The following is a 16,716-nucleotide window of genomic DNA, read 5'->3' as shown; positions in this document are numbered from 1 at the left end:
GCAGTTGCCACCCCGACCGGGCTGCTTTTTTTTGCCCGCAAAGTGACGTTAACGTAATGGAGTTAACGCAAGTGAACAAAGTAAACGTCCAAGAAGCTCCCATCCTGATGAATGGCGTTGATATCAGCACGCCAGTTCACACACGTCGGGTCCACGAAATTTTTGATAGTGCCGCGGCGCGTTTTCCGCTGCGGCCCTGCCTGGATTTTCTGGGCCGGATTTATGATTACAAAACCATCGCCGATCAGATCGATCGCGCTGCCGAAGGTTTCAAGCAGCTCGGCGTGCGCAAGGGGGACAAGGTTGGTCTTTGTCTGCCCAACACGCCTTATTATGTCGTGTGTTATTATGCGATCCTGAAATGCGGCGGCGTGGTGGTAAATTTCAATCCGCTTTATGCCAAACGCGAGATTGCCTATCAGATCGAGGATTCCGGCTGTCGCCTGATGGTAACGCTGAACCTTAAACAGATCTATCCCAAGGTCGCGGCATGCCTTGATGAAACCTGCCTCAAACGCATCGTTGTTTGCGAAATGAGCAGCATCCTGCCACCGGTTAAAAGCGTTCTGTTTTCGCTGTTCAAACGCAGTGAACTGGCCGACGTACCGACCGACTTGCGTCACATCCCCTATGACCGGGTGATTGGCTGCAAGCCGATTGATACGGTGGTTGACGTCGCAGTCAATGACCTGGCTGTTCTGCAATATACCGGCGGCACCACCGGACGCCCCAAGGGCGCGATGCTGACCCACGCCAATCTCAGTGCCAATGTCGATCAGCTGACACGCTGGATGCCGGACGCCAATCCGGGACATGAAGTCACCCTGTGTGTTTTGCCGTTCTTCCATGTTTTTGCCATGACCGTGGCGCTGAATACATCAATCAATCTGGGGGCAGAGCTTGTTCTGCATCCCCGGTTTGAACTGGGAGCCCTTCTGAAATCGCTTGATAAAAAAAGAGCGACAATCTTTCCCGGCGTGCCAACCATCTATACCGCGATCAATAATTCGCCCGAGACCCCAAAGCACGATCTGTCTCATATTCGTTGTTGTATCTCAGGGGGTGCGCCCCTTCCGGTCGAGGTCAAACACCGGTTTGAAGAAATCACCGGGTCAAAGGTGGTCGAGGGATATGGCCTGTCTGAAGCAAGCCCGGTTTGCACCTGTAACCCGGTCAAAGGGGAAAACAAGGAAGGCTCTATCGGGCTTCCAATGCCCTGCACCGAGATCGAAATCCGTTCTCTTGCCAGCCCGGAACTGGCCATGCCTTTTGGTGAAAAAGGCGAGGTTTGCATCCGCGGACCACAGGTCATGCCCGGTTACTGGCAAAACGAAACAGCAACCCGTGAAACCTTTATCGATGGCTGGTTGCGGACCGGTGATGTCGGTTATCAGGATGATCAGGGATATACATTCCTTGTTGATCGCCTGAAGGATGTCATTCTGTGCAGCGGATACAATGTCTATCCGCGCGCCATCGAAGAAGCACTTTATCTGCATGACCAGATTGCCGAAGTCACCTGCATCGGCGTGCCGGACAAATATCGCGGACAAGCCCCCAAGGCTTTTGTTCGCCTGAAAGACGGTGTCACCGGGATTACCCCCGATGATCTCCGCGCGTTTCTGGACGACAAGATTTCAAGAATCGAAATGCCACGCGAAATCGAAATTCGCGAAGAGCTTCCAAAAACCATGGTCGGCAAACTGTCGAAAAAGGAACTGGTCGAAGAAGAACGTCTGAAGAGAGAGGGGAAAACGTCTTGAAAACAATGCGTTAACGTCGCATCACACACAACGGAAAAAATCCATGTGACGTTAACGTAAACTAATTGACGTTAAGATAAAAATATATACGATAAGGGGCGAAAGATGACCAAACTTGATGACCGGTTTTATACCGTTCCCGAACTGGCGAAGGATTTGGGGATTACGCCGCGCACCATCCGGTTTTACGAGCAAAAAGGCCTTGTAAATCCGCAACGTGCAGGTGCCACCCGGATCTATACCCGCCAGGACCGCGCAAAACTGTTGATCATTCTGCGTGGCAAGCGACTGGGCTTCAGCCTCAATGAGATCGCTGATTACCTTGATCTCTATGGGGCAGACCCGACACAGGCAGAACAGATCAAAATGCTGCTTGGGCGCGTCCGGGAACGGATTTCTGATCTGGAAGAACAACGCCAGGCACTGGACATCACGTTGGATGAATTGCGCGATATCGAACAACAATCGATTGATGCGCTTGAAGAAAAAGGAATCGATCCGGTTTCGTAACAAGTTCCCCGGATCAGAGGACAGCTCAGGAAGGAAGACATAGCCATGACCAACGCCGTTATTGCCGGATATGTCCGGTCGCCCTTTACCCCGGCCCGCAAAGGGGCCCTTGCCAAGGTTCGTCCCGATGATCTGGCGGCACAGGTCGTTAAAGGTCTGGTGGAAAAGACCGGCATTGATCCCAATGCCATTGAGGACCTTATTCTTGGCTGTGCTTTTCCCGAAGGCGAACAGGGTTTCAACGTTGCCCGCCTGATTACCTTTATTGCCGGTCTTCCGCGCTCGGTCGCGGGTGTCACCGTCAACCGTTTCTGCGGGTCATCCATGCAGTCGATCCATCAGGCCGCCGGTGCAATCGCCATCGGTGCCGGTGATGCATTTATCTGTGCCGGTGTCGAAAGCATGACACGCGTTCCGATGATGGGCTTCAACCCGCTGCCGAACCCTGAACTTTATAAAGCCATGCCAGAAGCCTATATGGGCATGGGCGATACGGCTGAAAATGTCGCGGCAAAATACAGCCTGACACGCGCCGATCAGGAAGCCTTCGCCGTTGAAAGCCACAAGCGCGCCGCAGCGGCACAGGCTACTGGCAAGTTCGTTGATGAAATCATCCCGATTCAGACCAGAGACGGTGTTGTCTCCGAAGACGGCTGTATTCGTGGTGAAACCACCGCCGAAAGCCTTGCCGAACTCAAACCGGCCTTCCGTGCCGATGGTATCGTCACTGCGGGCACATCTTCGCCGCTAACCGATGGCGCATCTGCGGTGCTGGTATGCTCCGAAGAATTCGCTGCCAAAAACGGCCTGACCCCGATTGCACGTATCAAATCGGTTGCCGTTGACGGCTGCCTGCCAGAAATCATGGGCATTGGTCCGGTGGGGGCCTCGAAAAAGGCGCTGGCCCGTGCAGGCCTGACCTCTGCTGATATCGACGTGACCGAACTGAACGAAGCGTTCTCATCGCAGGCAATAGCAAGCATTTCCGATCTCGGTCTTGATGCTGCCAAGGTCAATATTGATGGCGGTGCGCTGGCCATCGGTCATCCGCTGGGTGCTACCGGTGCACGTATTGTCGGCAAGGCCGCAGCCATCCTGAAACGTGATGGCGGCAAATATGCGCTGGCCTCGCAATGCATTGGCGGGGGTCAGGGGATCGCGACCATTCTGGAGGCGATGTAATGACCACCATCAAACAGGTCGCCGTTATCGGCGCCGGCGTGATGGGCGCGGGGATCGCTGCCCATATCGCCAATTCAGGGACTCCTGTCCTGTTGCTTGATATCGTTCCCGAAGGTGCCAAAAACCGCAATGCGGTTGCCGAGGGTGCGGTTGCCAAGATGCTTAAAACCGACCCGGCACCGTTCATGTCGAAACGGATCGCCAAGCTGATCACCTGCGGCAATATCGAGGATGACCTTGATAAGATCGCCAAATGTGACTGGATCATCGAAGCCGTCATCGAACGCCTTGATATCAAGCAGGACCTTTATCGCAAGATTGATGCGGTCCGTGCCCGTGGATCGGTTGTGTCGTCGAACACCTCGACCATTCCGCTGGCCACCCTGATTGGCGGCATGGATGACAGCTTTGCGCAGGATTTCATCATCACCCATTTCTTCAACCCGCCGCGCTATATGCGTCTGCTGGAACTGGTTGGATCGGGTGTCACCCGTGATGGCGTGATTGACATGGTTGCCGATTTTGCTGATCGCAAACTGGGCAAGACCTGTGTCACCTGCCATGACGAACCGGGCTTCATTGCCAACCGTCTGGGCGTTTACTGGATTCAGGCCGCCATGGTCGAGGCCATGGACCGCCAACTGACCGTCGAAGAAGCCGACAGCGTGATCGGTCGCCCGTTTGGCATTCCCAAGACCGGCGTGTTTGGCCTGATGGATCTGGTTGGTCTTGATCTGATGCCCCATGTGCAATCAAGCATGGCGGGCCTTCTTGATAAGTCCGATCCGTTCCACACCATTTATCGCGAAAGCGCGCTGGTCAGCAAACTGATCGCCGATGGCTATACCGGTCGCAAGGGCAAAGGTGGTTTTTACCGCCTGAACCGTGAAGGCGGGGAAAAGGTCAAGGAGTCAGTTGATCTTCAGTCTGGTGAATTCTCCAGGTCCGAAAAGGCCCGCTTGGGTAGCGTTCGTACCGCTGGCAAGGACCCGCGCAAGATGATGGAAGCCGATGACAAGGGCGGCCAGTATGGGCGCGCTGTCATGGGCAAGACCCTTGCTTATGCTGCTTTCATTGCCGAGGCAGCAGCCAATTCCATCGTCGATGTCGATGATGCGATGAAGCTGGGTTATGCATGGAAAACCGGCCCGTTCGAGCTGATCGACGCCATTGGGGTTGATGCCCTGATTTCGATGCTTGAAGAAGACGGTGTTGAAGTCCCGGCATTGCTCAAAAAGGCTTCTGGCAAATCGTTCTACAAGGTCGAGGATGGTGATCTTTACTATCTTGGCTTTGATGGCAACTACGCCAAGGTTACCCGCCCGGATGGGGTTCTTCTGCTTGAAGACATCAAACGCAAATCCGAACCGGTTGCCGGTAACCGTGCTGCATCGCTTTGGGATATTGGCGATGGCGTCGCCTGCCTTGAATTCCATACCAAGATGAATGCCCTTGATGCCGATGTTCTGGGCGCCATCAAAACGTCTATCCGGACTGTCAAAAAGCAGTTCAAGGCGATGGTGATCTATAACGAGGCCAGCAATTTCTCGGCCGGTGCAAATCTTGGTCTGGCCTTGTTTGCGGCCAATATCGCCGCATGGCCGGAGATCGAGAACCTTGTTGAAACCGGTCAGGAAACCTACAAGGCGCTGAAATATTCGCCGTTCCCGGTCGTGGGCGCACCAAGTGGTCTTGCCCTTGGCGGCGGATGTGAAGTTCTGCTTCATTGCGATGCAGTTCAGGCACATGGTGAAACCTATATCGGGCTGGTTGAACCCGGTGTCGGTCTGATCCCGGCTTGGGGCGGATGCAAGGAAATGATCCGTCGCTGGGCCGAGAACCCGAAATTCGTCAAGGGTCCGATGGCTCCGAGTGCCAAGGCATTCGAGATCATCTCGGTTGCAACCGTTGCCAAATCGGCGATGGAAGCCAAGGAAAACCTGTTCTTCCGCGAAACGGACGGCATCACCATGAACCGCAACCGTTTGCTGGCTGATGCCAAGGAACGGGCACTTTCGATGGTCGATGGTTACGAAGCCCCCGAAGAATTCACCTATCGCCTGCCGGGCGAAGCAGCCCGTGTCGCCTTTGAAATGGCGGTCGATGGTTTCCATCGTCTGGGCAAGGCAACCGATTATGACCGTGTGGTTGCCGGTGAACTGGCGCGGGTTCTTGCCGGTGGTGACACCGACGTAACCGAAGAACTTTCCGAAGACGATATTCTTGAACTGGAACGCGAAGGCTTCATGCGTCTGGTCCGTAACGAAGGCACCATGGCCCGGGTAGAGCATATGCTTCTGACCGGCAAGCCGTTGCGCAACTAGGCAGGTCCAGGAGGAAACAGAAATGGCTGAATATAAAGCACCCCTGCGCGATATGCGCTTCGTCCTGACCGAGCTGTTTGATTACAACGACATCAATCAGATGCCCGGTTGCGAGGATTTCACCCCCGACGTCGTTGACGCGGTTCTCCAGGAGGCCGCCAAGGTCTGCGAGGAGGTCCTGTTCCCGATCAACCGTTCGGGCGACGAGGAAGGCTGCACCTGGGATGACGGGGTTGTCACCACCCCCAAAGGTTTCAAGGAAGCCTATCAGACCTTTGCCGAAGGCGGCTGGACCGGCATTGCCTGTGATCCGACCTATGGCGGTCAGGGCGCACCAAAATCCATCAATGCCTTGGTCGAGGAAATGATCTGTTCGACCAACCTGTCCTTCGGGATGTATCCGGGCCTGTCGTTTGGTGCCTATGCCGCCCTGCATAGCCACGCTTCGGACGAACTCAAGAACAAGTATCTTCCAAAAATGGTCGAAGGCACCTGGTCGGGCACCATGTGTCTGACTGAACCGCATTGCGGTACCGATCTTGGCATCATCAAGACCAAGGCCGAACCGCTTGATGACGGGTCCTATGCGATTTCCGGCACCAAGATCTTCATCTCGGCGGGTGAACACGACCTGACGGAAAACATCATCCATCTGGTTCTGGCAAAACTGCCCGACGCCCCCAAGGGCACCAAGGGTATTTCCCTGTTCCTTGTCCCGAAATTCATGGTGGGCGATGACGGATCGCTGGGGGATCGCAACGCGGTGAAATGCGGTTCCATCGAACACAAGATGGGCATCAAGGCATCATCGACCTGTGTCATGAACTTTGACGGTGCCATCGGTTATCTGGTCGGCGAACCCCATCAAGGGATGCCCGCCATGTTCACCATGATGAACCAGGAACGTTTGTCGGTTGGCATTCAGGGTCTTGGACTTGGCGAAGCGGCCTATCAGGGCGCACGCGCCTATGCTAAGGATCGCCTTCAGGGCCGCGCACTTACAGGTGCGAAATCCCCCGACAAGGCAGCGGACCCGATCATCGTACATCCCGATGTGCGTCGCATGCTTCTGACCGCCAAGGCCACCAATGAAGGCTGTCGCGCGATGGGCATGTGGGTTGCCCGCGCCCTTGATACGGCCAAGCATCACGCCGACCCGGTCAAACGTGAAGAGGCCGACGAGTTCGTTCAGCTGATGACGCCAATCGTCAAGGCACTGTTCACCGATTGGGGCTTTGATAACACCAACCTTGGTGTGCAGGTCTTTGGCGGTCACGGTTACATCCGTGAATGGGGCATGGAACAATATGTTCGCGACGCCCGCATTGCCCAGATTTACGAGGGCACGAACGGCATTCAGGCCCTTGACCTTGTCGGCCGCAAAATGCCGACCAAGGCCGGGCGTTACCTGCGCCGCTTCTTCCATCCGGTTCAGGAATATATCGAAGCCAATGTGTCCAAGGACGGGCTTGGCGACTTTGTCCAGCCACTGGCAAAGGCCTTCATGCGTCTGCAACAGGCCACTGGCGAACTGGCGCAACGCGGCATGAAAAACCCGAATGAAGCCGGTGCCGCTGCAACCGAATTCCTGCGTCTGTTCGGTCTGGTGGCCGTCGGCTTTATGTGGGCCCGCATGGCCGAGATCGCATTGGCCAAGCAGGATGATGACCCGGAAGGCTTCTATAAGGCCAAGCTGATCACGGCAAAGTTCTACATGGAACGCATTTTGCCGCAATCCGGTGCCCTGTTCAGTCAGATGATGTCGGGTTCCTCGACCATGATGGCATTGGACGAGGAGCTGTTCTGATCATGGCACCGGGCCGCACATATCGTCAGATCGCATCACTGGACGGAGCAGCGTCGTGAACCTGATTTTCCGACTGATCCGTGTTGTGATCCTGTCCTTGTTGCGGCCCCGCCTTTATCCGCTTGATCCGTCGAGCTTGCAGTTTCGCGCCTGGCCGCTGGACCTTGATATCAATGTCCATATGACCAATTCGCGGTATTTCGCCCTGATGGATCTGGGCCGGACCGAACTGATTGTGCGCAATGGTATCGCCAAGCAGGTGTTCAAGCACAAATGGCAACCGGTTGTTTCGGGCACCACCATGCGGTTCAAACGCGCGATCAAGCCGTTTCAGAAATTCTCGCTCGAAACCCGGGCACTCTATTGGGATGACAAGGGTTTCTATCTGGAACAACGCTTTGTCGCCAAGGGCAAGACACTCGCCCTTGGTGTCGTAAAGGCCGTCTTTGTTGGCCCCCAGGGCATCATCCCGCCCGAGGAAGTCTGTCGTCGGGTCGGTGCGGATCAAACCTCACCGATCATGCCCGACTGGCTATCCGGATGGCCGGATATGGAAAGTGCAATCGAAGCCCGACTTGCGATCTAAGGCACGCGACCAATAAAGCGGAAAACACCGCGGGAGGAAGTCACATGACGTCAAATGAAGCTGTATTGCTGAATATGTCCGACGAGATCGCAACGATCACACTGAACCGGCCGGACCGGATGAATGCCCTTGATCAGTCGATGGTCCAAGGATTGTCCGACGCCCTTGATCAGATCGAAGCCGGGATTTCGCAAATCGGTGCGGTGATCATCGAAGGATCGGGGGGCACCTTCATGGCGGGCGGTGATGTGAAATTCTTCCATCAGATGTCCCAATCCCCCGCCAACGAAGCCCGGCCAGTCATCGAAGCCATGATCAATCGCGTTCATGACATCATCACCCGCATCAACGCCCTTCCCTGCCCGGTTATCGCCAAGCTTGAAGGGGCGGTTGCCGGGTTTGGCATCAGCCTGATGAATGCCTGTGATCTTGCGGTCGCCGCCGAGGAAACGGTTTTCACCCTTGCCTATATCCATATCGGCACCTCGCCCGACGGCGGATCAACCCATTCACTGACCCGTCTGGTCGGCATGAAAAAGGCCAAGGAAATTGCCCTTCTTGGGGATCGTTTCAGTGCAGACGAAGCCCATGATTGCGGCCTGATCAACAAGGTTGTACCCGCCGATCTGCTGGCATCGGCAACAGCAAAATATGCAACCCGTCTGGCATCCGGCCCGCGTGGTGCGATTGCCCGGACCAAGGCACTTCTTAATGCCGCCCCCGAGGCCGGTCTTGCCGATCAGCTCGCAGCCGAAGCCAAAGCCTTCGCCGATTGCGCCATAAGCAACGATTTCCGCGAAGGCGTCACCGCCTTTGTCGAAAAACGTCAGCCCCGCTTTGGCAAATCATAAAAAGAATTCAGGGAACAGAAGTAATGGCCACACTTAAAGGCAAAACACTTTTCATCACCGGTGCATCGCGTGGCATCGGCAAGGAAATCGCCCTTCGTGCAGCGCGCGACGGGGCCAATGTCGCCATCATTGCCAAAACCGATGAACCGCATCCGAAACTGCCCGGCACCATCCATAGTGCCGCTGCCGAGATTGAGGAAGCCGGTGGCAAGGCGCTCCCGCTTAAGACCGATATCCGCGAAGAAGACCAGATTGCCGAGGCCGTTGCCAAAACTGTCGAAACATTCGGCGGCATCGATATCCTGATCAACAATGCCAGCGCGATCAATCTGACGCCGACTTTGCAGACACCGATGAAACGCTTTGATCTGATGCATCAGGTCAATACGCGGGCAACCTTTGCCTGCGCGCAGGCCTGCCTGCCGCATCTGTTGAAATCGGATAACCCGCATATCCTGACCATGTCGCCACCGCCGAACCTGTCACCGCAATGGTTTGCCAATCACACGGCCTATACCATTTCGAAATACGGCATGAGTCTGGTCACCCTGGGTCTGGCCGCCGAATTTGCCGATGAAGGCGTTGCTGTGAACTCTCTTTGGCCCGTCACGGTGATTGAAACAGCAGCGCTAAACATGATCCCCGGTCTGGAACAGGGCCGCGCACGCACGCCGCAAATTCTGTCCGATGCGGCGCATGCGATCCTGACGGCACCGTCACGGGATGTGACTGGCGGGTTCTTTACCGATGAGTCCGTCCTTGAAGCCATCGGCATTACCGATTTTGAACCTTACAACCTGACGCCGGGCAAAGCGCCCTATCCGGACTTCTTCCTTGAGCTTGATCGCAATGGAAAGAACGACCCGCAGGTTGCCAGACTTCTGACGAAACTGGGCAGTTTTCACAAGGCTGCCTGACGATTTGGCGTCGGGGAAGTGTGTGCCCCGACGTCTGGTAGGGGCCTGATTTGACGAGCGTGGATGATCCACACGGAAAATCGGGCTCTCTCGCCCGCTGAACTAAACCCGCCCTTTGGGCGGGTTCTTTTTTGGGAAAATGCCGTCAGCCACACATAAAGACACCGCCACATGACGGGCGGTGCCTACCTTCGCAGAAACGCATTAACGTTGAGGGTAAAGATGAAAAAGCGTAAGGCGCGAAGGATTTACCGGGTTACGAAGCCCGGCGTTCAAGTGCCCGCTTTTCCAGAGATTGGCGCGGCATCTCGCAAGCCTTAAGACTTGGTGTCGGCAACATCATCTGTACCGAAAGAGCCATGGCAAGATCACGATGATCACTGTCCTGATCAAGGAACCGGCTTGACCAGATGCCATCACGGTTGGCCGAAAGAAACGCACAGCGCAACATCGAAAACGACGCCGAACCATAGCAATCCTGCTGACCGGTCACACGTGCCAGCCAGTCGGCAATCGCGTCATGTGCTGCCTGATCAAGAATATCCTGCATATTTGCCCGATCATGGGCCGCAACGCTGTCAGCCGCCAGTGCTTCGCGCAAGGCATTGATCATGCGCTGATTGGCCTGTGCGTCGGACAATCCGAAAGACCGAAGCCAGGCGCGCGCGGTGTCTTCAATCAGACGGGTCATCGCCGCCGACTCAAATGCGGCATAGGAAAAACCCTGTGATGCAACGGTCATGTCGGTCATGTATTCGGCCCTCCGGGCAGTAAACGATCATCGGCAATTAACGCTTCGTTAAGAATAAGCTTCGCCGAAAAAACGCGGGATAATTTGCTCGAATCTGGGCGTTTTTGTGGCGCACAAGATTCCATTAAAACAATTACTTGGTCGGACTGTTGGTCCGTTCAGGGCCCGTTGACATCCCGCCCTGCCATGATCTGGTCCAACGGCTTGACCGGCCAGGACAGGATCAGGATTTTTTCATCCCGGGTCAGGCTTTCAATCCCCAGACGCGCAAGTTTTTCATAGATGATCCCGATTTCAATCGTCGTGCGCGCATCCGGTTTGCGCACCGGAAGCAATGCCGAATGCAGCGCATTGGCATAAGGATCCTCGATCAGGCGCATCAGGCCGTCCTTGACGTCACCCCCGGCAAGCTCCGAACCGATCCGGGCAAGTGCGCGCAGCTCATCTGGGCTGTCATATTCTTCCGGTGTCAGGAAAAGCTTCATCCGGCGTGCCAGCTTGCCAATCGCAAGGCTGCTTGAATAATGGGTCAGCCAGGGCGACAGAACCAGACCGGCCAGAATGGGCGACAGCCACCAGAAAAACGCCGTGTCGACAAATACCGCGATCGCCCCCCAGATGAGACCGATCACAATGATCGTCCGATGGGTTTTAAGGGCCGCTTTGAATGGCACACCGGCATCATCGCGTTCCTGCGCATCCCAGCCAACCTGATTGCCGGTCAAAACCGAAAACACGAACTGAGAATGCAGCATCATCATGATCGGCGCTTGCAAGGCGGAATAGACGGTTTCCAGCAACCCACTGACCAAAACCATGACGCCACCATACTTTTTGCGGTCCCGTCCCAGACATACCATCAGGATCGAGATGATCTTGGGCAGAACCAGCATGCCAATGGTAAAGATCAGCAGCACCAGCATTTCAAACGACCGGTCCACCGGCCATTGCGGGAACATGGTGAAATGCCCCGGGAAGAAGCTATAGGTCAGTTGCGTGTTTTGCAGGGTCGCAATGGTCGAGCTGAGCAACAAAAGCAGCCAGAGCGGCGATGAAACAAAGCTCATCACCCCCATAAAGAAATGCAAACGGCTGAGCGGTTTGAATCCGTGCGCCACCATCAGGCGCGCATGCTGCATATTGCCCTGACACCAGCGGCGGTCGCGAATGGCAAAGTCAATCAGGTTCGGCGGCAGTTCTTCCCAGCTGCCTTCAAGCTGCGGGATCAGCCAGCACCGCCATCCGGCCTTGCGCATAAAGGCGGCCTCGACAAAATCATGGCTCAGGATATGACCACCCATTGGCGGTTTGCCCGACAGAACCGGAAGACCACAGCATTCGATAAAGGCCTTGGTGCGAATGATCGCATTATGGCCCCAATAGTTCGAACTGCCCATGCACCAGAATGACAAACCCGCCGACATGGTCGGCCCATGCACGCGCGAAATGAACTGCAAAATGCGCGCAAACAGGGTCTGGCGTCCGGTCGGCTGCGGCGGACTTTGAATGATCCCCGCATCGGGGTTGTTTTCCATCAGATAGGCCATATTCACCATGGCCTCGCCCGACATCACACTATCGGCGTCAAACACGATCATGTGATCGTAATTGGTCGCATAGGTTTCACAGAATTCCTTGAGATTTCCGGATTTGCGTTCGGTATTCTCGGTCCGGCGGCGGAAGAATATCTTGCCGCGCGCATTCAGGTCAGTACAAGCCTTCGCCCATGCCAGTTCCTCGGCAATCCAGATATCGGGATCACGGGTATCAGACAAAACAAAGAAATCAAACGCATCAATTTCGCCGGTCTCGGCCAGACTTTCGTAACTGGCGCGAAGCCCTGCAAAAACGCGATTGGGGTCTTCGTTATAGACCGGGATGACGACAACGTTTTTGGATCGCAGTGACCCTTTGCGCACAATCGGTTTAAGCCGCTTGAGCGTAATCGCATCAAGCTTCAGACCACGCAGGATCAATCCGACAATCCCGGTAAAGAAGGACAACGAAATCCAGGCAAAGTTGATGGTAAAGAACGCCACCACCACCATTTCCATGATGGTCAGCTGATCCGCACCCAGAACATCGGCCATCAACCATGCGGCATAGGCCGTTGCGGCAATCGAGGCCCCGAACAAAAACAGACGTCGTTGACCAACGCCCGGTCCACGCAACTGGACGGTCGGATCACATATGGTTGTCTGGGTCTTGTCATTTGCCGGGTCAGAAATCTGACTCATCTGCATTTACCTGATTGTCGAGTCATTCATAAAGGCACGGGATCACGGGCGGGCCGGTTCTGGTTTAAAAGACCCAGGGCATGGTCCATGTTTCGCTCAGGACCTTGTCCTTGTGCAAAAGGAACACCCGCAAATTGCTTGATGCGGCATCACTGTCATCGACCAGATCAAAGAACACGCGCACACCGCCATTTTCGGGGTCCGGCATCACGCGGATATTCTCAAGCCTGCCTTCCGATGCGCTGACATCAGCGTGCAGGTTCTTGGTATCCTTGATGAAATAATCCAGATCACCACCGGCAAAATTCAAGACGAACCGCGCCCGGCCCGCGTCATCATCGCCTTGCGATGCAATCCGCATCAGGCGCGTGTCGGTGGCCTGTGCCAGATCATGCAATCCACCACCGTCGCGCATTGCGGTGATGCTGTATTCCATTGTCATCTCGCCGCCTGCAACCGGTTTGGTTTCAGGCACCCAATAGGCAACGATATTATCGTTGGTTTCAGACGGGCTGGGAATTTCGACCAGTTCGACATGGCCCTTGCCCCATTTGCCCCTGGGCTTTACCCAATATCCGGGCTGGCGATCAAACCGGCGATCAAGGTCCTGATAATGGTCAAAATTCCGGTCTCGCTGCAAAAGTCCGAACCCGATGGGATTTTCATCCAGAAACGAGCTCATCTGAAGATGAACCGGGTTATCAAGCGGTCGCCACAACCATTCGCCGCGCCCGTTATTGATCAGAAGCCCGTCACTTGAATGCACCTCGCCACGATAGTCATCAAACGACCGGCGACGCTGTTCACCAAACAGGAACATGCCATTAAGCGGCGCAATGCCGATCTTTTCCACACCATCGCGGAAAAACAGATTGGCTTTCACATCGGCCTGACTGCGCGTACCCGGTTTGATATCAAACCGGAAGGCACCGGTAACGCGTGCACTGTCGAGAAGGCCATAGACCGTGATCGTCTGATCGCCCTTTTTGGGTTCGACGATCCAGAATTCCTTGAAGACCGGGATTTCCTCGCCGGTTGGTCCGGCAAGATCAATCGCAAGGCCGCGCGCCATCTGGCCAATAGACTGTCCTTCGCCCTGAAGGCGGAAATAGGACGCGCCAAGGAACCGGGTCAGTTCATCGCTGCTATCAACGTTGGATAACGGATAGCGCAGACGGAAACCGGCATAGCCCTGTGTCGAGAAATCATTGCCCGACAGGCCCGTCTTGCCGAAATCAAACAGACCGGCCGAAAACGGAATGACCTGTACTTCGCCGTCGCGCACCAGATTGATCGCAACCGGCACATCATACATGTTGCCCGGATGGAACAGCTCGAGCGAGAAATCCGAATTATCGGGATTAAAGAAGGCGCGCTGCGACTTGAAGCGGATCTGGTCGTAATCATCAGAACCCAGATTGGCCAGAACATCGGGCAATTCGCGATGCGGATTTTCAAACGGTGCCTTGGCCAGATTACGTGCCCGATCAATCACCATTTCCGGATCAAACATGACCGGTGCGCTCACCACAGGTTTTTGCTCATCCTCGGGCTGTGGCGTGCCCGGTGCTGCATCATTTTCCTGGCTATCGGTTACGGTTACGGTTACGGCTTCATCGCCCGCATTCTGCGGTGCTGCTGTTTCCGGCGCTGCAGCGGGTGCAACAGGCCCGGACGCGTCTGATACCGATGCTGCCGCCGGATCAGTCGTTACGGCTGCAGGGTCATTGGCCTGTGCATATGCCGGCAATGACGCGCCAAGCAAAACAGTTCCGGACGCCAAAGCAACCAGAAAAACATGTTTTAGGGCCAGCGCTGTGCGCTGAGGAAAATATTGCGTCATACCTGTATACGCTACCAACCATTGGATTTTTTCGATTTGTTGATTGTGCTTGTGCACAAAAAACAGGGCAGGAATGTGTCGCCATCAGGGAAAGAATCCGCAAAGCCCGAACTGGCACTCCGCCATGACAGAATGCTCTATACCCGGATGTCGATTGCACGAAACGCCATTTTTGCATGGGCTATCCCCCTGAAATGCGGTGATTTGCATCTTGACAGAATCCGGAAATCCTCAGGTGCCCTTTGGCCTGACTCGCAACAGTTCCAAAAAGAAAAGGCCGGCCCATTTCTGGGCCGGCCGGGTATTCAGATGACTGCGAATGCCGATCTGAAAATCTGTTCTGTAATCAGTAGCCAACCGCGCAACCATCCTTGCGCGGATCAGAACCAGCCACATATCCGGCATCGGTCCTGGCAATCAGCTGTGCGCCCCCAAAACCGAAATTGGTGCTGTCAGGTGCCTCGACCTTGATCGCATGCCCCTTGGCCTTCAGGGCCTCGATCACATCAGCACCGACCGAGGCTTCAACAGCGACCTCAAGCCCCGAAAGAGCCTGCCAGCGCGGTGCATCAACAGCCGTTTGCGGATCCTGTCCCCAAAGCTGGGTGCGCAAGGTCATTTGCAAATGCCCCTGTGCCTGCATCGGTCCGCCCATGACGCCAAAGCTCATGACCGGGTTGCCGTCATCGCCCATCAAAAAGGCCGGAATGATGGTCTGGAACGGACGTTTTCCACCTTTGACGAAGTTGGGGTGACCATCTTTAAGGGTGAAACCGTGACCCCGGTTCTGCAGACTGATCGAGGTTCCCGGTACCACAACACCGGACCCGAAGCCCATATAGTTCGACTGGATGAAGGACACCATCATGCCGCTTTCATCCGCCGCGGTAACATAGACCGTCCCGCCATGCTTTGGTGCACCGGCTTTGAAATCCTGGGCCTTGTTGGCATCAATCAGGGCGGCACGGGATTTCAGATAGTCATCGGACAAAAGATGTTCGACCGTGACGTCGGTCATGTAGTCAAGATCGGCGACATAGGCCCGCATATCGGCAAAGGCCAGTTTCATCGCTTCGATTTCAAGATGCAGCGCCTCGGTGGAATCGGGTTCATAATCTGCGATATTGGTATGACGCAGGATCCCCAGCGCGATCAGGGCTGAAATCCCCTGCCCGTTTGGCGGAATTTCATGCAGCTTCACCTTGCCAAACGATTGCGAGATCGTCCCGACCCAGTCAGCCTGATGATTGCCAAGATCCTCTTCGGACAAGGCTGCACCATTTTCACGGGCAAAAGCCGCAATTTTCGATGCAAGCTTGCCGCGATAGAAACTCTCGCCCTTGGTTTCGGCGATATCGATCAGGCTTTCAGCAGCAGCCTTGTTGACAAACAGCTCGCCCGCCTTGGGGGCCTTGCCACCGGGCAGGAAGGCCTCGGCAAAGCCCGGCTGCTTGCCCAAAAGATCACCACCCTTTTCCCAAAGGGTCGCGATGATGGGGGATACTGCAAAGCCACGCGATGCATATTCGATGGCCGGTTCGAACAGCTTTTCAAACGGAAGCTTGCCGAATTTCTCGGAAATCGCACGCCATGAAGATACAGCCCCCGGTGTGGTGACCGATTCCCATCCGCGCTGTGGCATCGTGTCCTGGCCTGCAAAGCGTTCCGGGTTCCAGGCCGCAGGGGCCCGACCCGACGCATTCAGACCATGCAGTTCCTTGCCATCCCAGATGATGGCATAGGCATCGGAACCAAGCCCGTTGCCGGTCGGCTCGACCACGGTCAGGGCAATGGCCGAGGCCAGCGCCGCATCGGCAGCATTCCCGCCCGCCAGCAACATGCGAAGACCGGCCTGTGCCGCAAGCGGCTGGGATGTGGAAACCATGTTGCGCGCCAGAACCGGTGACCGGCGTGAGGCATAAAGCGCGTCGTGACGAAGTTTCAT

Annotated in this window: 12 protein-coding genes; 8 read left to right on the top strand and 4 right to left on the bottom strand. The window is 55.5% G+C overall.

Translation table 11 applies throughout. The features are described 5' to 3' along the window. The first annotated feature begins 71 nt into the window (after positions 1-71). The 8 genes from ACTU44_RS02825 (at position 72) to ACTU44_RS02790 (ending at position 9,940) form a co-directional block, all read left to right on the top strand. Entirely contained in the window at positions 72-1,763 is a 1,692-nt protein-coding gene (locus tag ACTU44_RS02825; protein WP_462096607.1) for a long-chain-fatty-acid--CoA ligase, read from the top strand. 105 nt (positions 1,764-1,868) lie between these two features. Next, on the top strand, positions 1,869-2,273 hold the full coding sequence (locus ACTU44_RS02820) for a MerR family transcriptional regulator (RefSeq protein ID WP_114096518.1): 405 nt from the start codon (positions 1,869-1,871) through the stop codon (positions 2,271-2,273). Positions 2,274-2,318: 45 nt separating this feature from the next. Next, a complete protein-coding gene (locus tag ACTU44_RS02815) occupies positions 2,319-3,455 on the top strand; it encodes a thiolase family protein (protein WP_462096606.1) in 1,137 nt (378 codons plus the stop codon). Continuing rightward, a complete protein-coding gene (locus ACTU44_RS02810) occupies positions 3,455-5,779 on the top strand; it encodes a 3-hydroxyacyl-CoA dehydrogenase/enoyl-CoA hydratase family protein (RefSeq protein WP_462096605.1) in 2,325 nt (774 codons plus the stop codon). The genes ACTU44_RS02815 and ACTU44_RS02810 overlap by 1 nt, the downstream gene beginning before the upstream one ends. Positions 5,780-5,801: 22 nt before the next feature. Then, positions 5,802-7,586, top strand: a complete 1,785-nt coding sequence (locus tag ACTU44_RS02805; RefSeq protein ID WP_462096604.1) for an acyl-CoA dehydrogenase C-terminal domain-containing protein — start codon at positions 5,802-5,804, stop codon at positions 7,584-7,586. 55 nt (positions 7,587-7,641) lie between these two features. Continuing rightward, on the top strand, positions 7,642-8,172 hold the full coding sequence (locus tag ACTU44_RS02800; RefSeq protein WP_114096514.1) for a thioesterase family protein: 531 nt from the start codon (positions 7,642-7,644) through the stop codon (positions 8,170-8,172). 44 nt (positions 8,173-8,216) lie between these two features. Next, positions 8,217-9,023: an enoyl-CoA hydratase/isomerase family protein gene (locus ACTU44_RS02795; protein WP_336079867.1), complete on the top strand. Its 807-nt coding sequence runs from the start codon at positions 8,217-8,219 to the stop codon at positions 9,021-9,023. A gap of 23 nt (positions 9,024-9,046) precedes the next feature. Continuing rightward, the gene (locus ACTU44_RS02790) at positions 9,047-9,940 is read left to right on the top strand and encodes an SDR family oxidoreductase (protein ID WP_462096603.1); all 894 of its coding nucleotides are present in this window, start codon (positions 9,047-9,049) and stop codon (positions 9,938-9,940) included. 256 nt (positions 9,941-10,196) lie between these two features. Here the strand turns inward: ACTU44_RS02790 and ACTU44_RS02785 are convergent, their stop codons facing one another. The 4 genes from ACTU44_RS02785 to ACTU44_RS02770 form a co-directional block, all read right to left on the bottom strand. Beyond that, complete coding sequence (locus tag ACTU44_RS02785; RefSeq protein WP_114096511.1) at positions 10,197-10,691, bottom strand: hypothetical protein; 495 nt, start codon at positions 10,689-10,691, stop codon at positions 10,197-10,199. 158 nt (positions 10,692-10,849) lie between these two features. Next, complete coding sequence (gene mdoH / locus ACTU44_RS02780) at positions 10,850-12,928, bottom strand: glucans biosynthesis glucosyltransferase MdoH (protein WP_462096602.1); 2,079 nt, start codon at positions 12,926-12,928, stop codon at positions 10,850-10,852. 64 nt (positions 12,929-12,992) lie between these two features. Continuing rightward, entirely contained in the window at positions 12,993-14,771 is a 1,779-nt protein-coding gene (locus tag ACTU44_RS02775) for an OpgD/OpgG family glucan biosynthesis protein (RefSeq protein ID WP_462096601.1), read from the bottom strand. A gap of 346 nt (positions 14,772-15,117) precedes the next feature. Next, on the bottom strand, positions 15,118-16,716 hold the full coding sequence (locus tag ACTU44_RS02770; protein ID WP_462096600.1) for a gamma-glutamyltransferase family protein: 1,599 nt from the start codon (positions 16,714-16,716) through the stop codon (positions 15,118-15,120).

This window comes from Thalassospira sp. SM2505 (assembly GCF_054901115.1).
This window is presented reverse-complemented; position numbering and strand designations above follow the sequence as displayed.

Coding starts and splice junctions, on each gene's coding strand:
- ACTU44_RS02820 (WP_114096518.1), top strand. CDS start 1,869: ATGACCAAACTTGATGACCGGTTTTATACCGTTCCCGAACTGGCGAAG.
- ACTU44_RS02815 (WP_462096606.1), top strand. CDS start 2,319: ATGACCAACGCCGTTATTGCCGGATATGTCCGGTCGCCCTTTACCCCG.
- ACTU44_RS02810 (WP_462096605.1), top strand. CDS start 3,455: ATGACCACCATCAAACAGGTCGCCGTTATCGGCGCCGGCGTGATGGGC.
- ACTU44_RS02805 (WP_462096604.1), top strand. CDS start 5,802: ATGGCTGAATATAAAGCACCCCTGCGCGATATGCGCTTCGTCCTGACC.
- ACTU44_RS02795 (WP_336079867.1), top strand. CDS start 8,217: ATGACGTCAAATGAAGCTGTATTGCTGAATATGTCCGACGAGATCGCA.
- ACTU44_RS02790 (WP_462096603.1), top strand. CDS start 9,047: ATGGCCACACTTAAAGGCAAAACACTTTTCATCACCGGTGCATCGCGT.
- ACTU44_RS02785 (WP_114096511.1), bottom strand. CDS start 10,691: ATGACCGACATGACCGTTGCATCACAGGGTTTTTCCTATGCCGCATTT.
- mdoH (WP_462096602.1), bottom strand. CDS start 12,928: ATGAGTCAGATTTCTGACCCGGCAAATGACAAGACCCAGACAACCATA.
- ACTU44_RS02775 (WP_462096601.1), bottom strand. CDS start 14,771: ATGACGCAATATTTTCCTCAGCGCACAGCGCTGGCCCTAAAACATGTT.
- ACTU44_RS02770 (WP_462096600.1), bottom strand. CDS start 16,716: ATGAAACTTCGTCACGACGCGCTTTATGCCTCACGCCGGTCACCGGTT.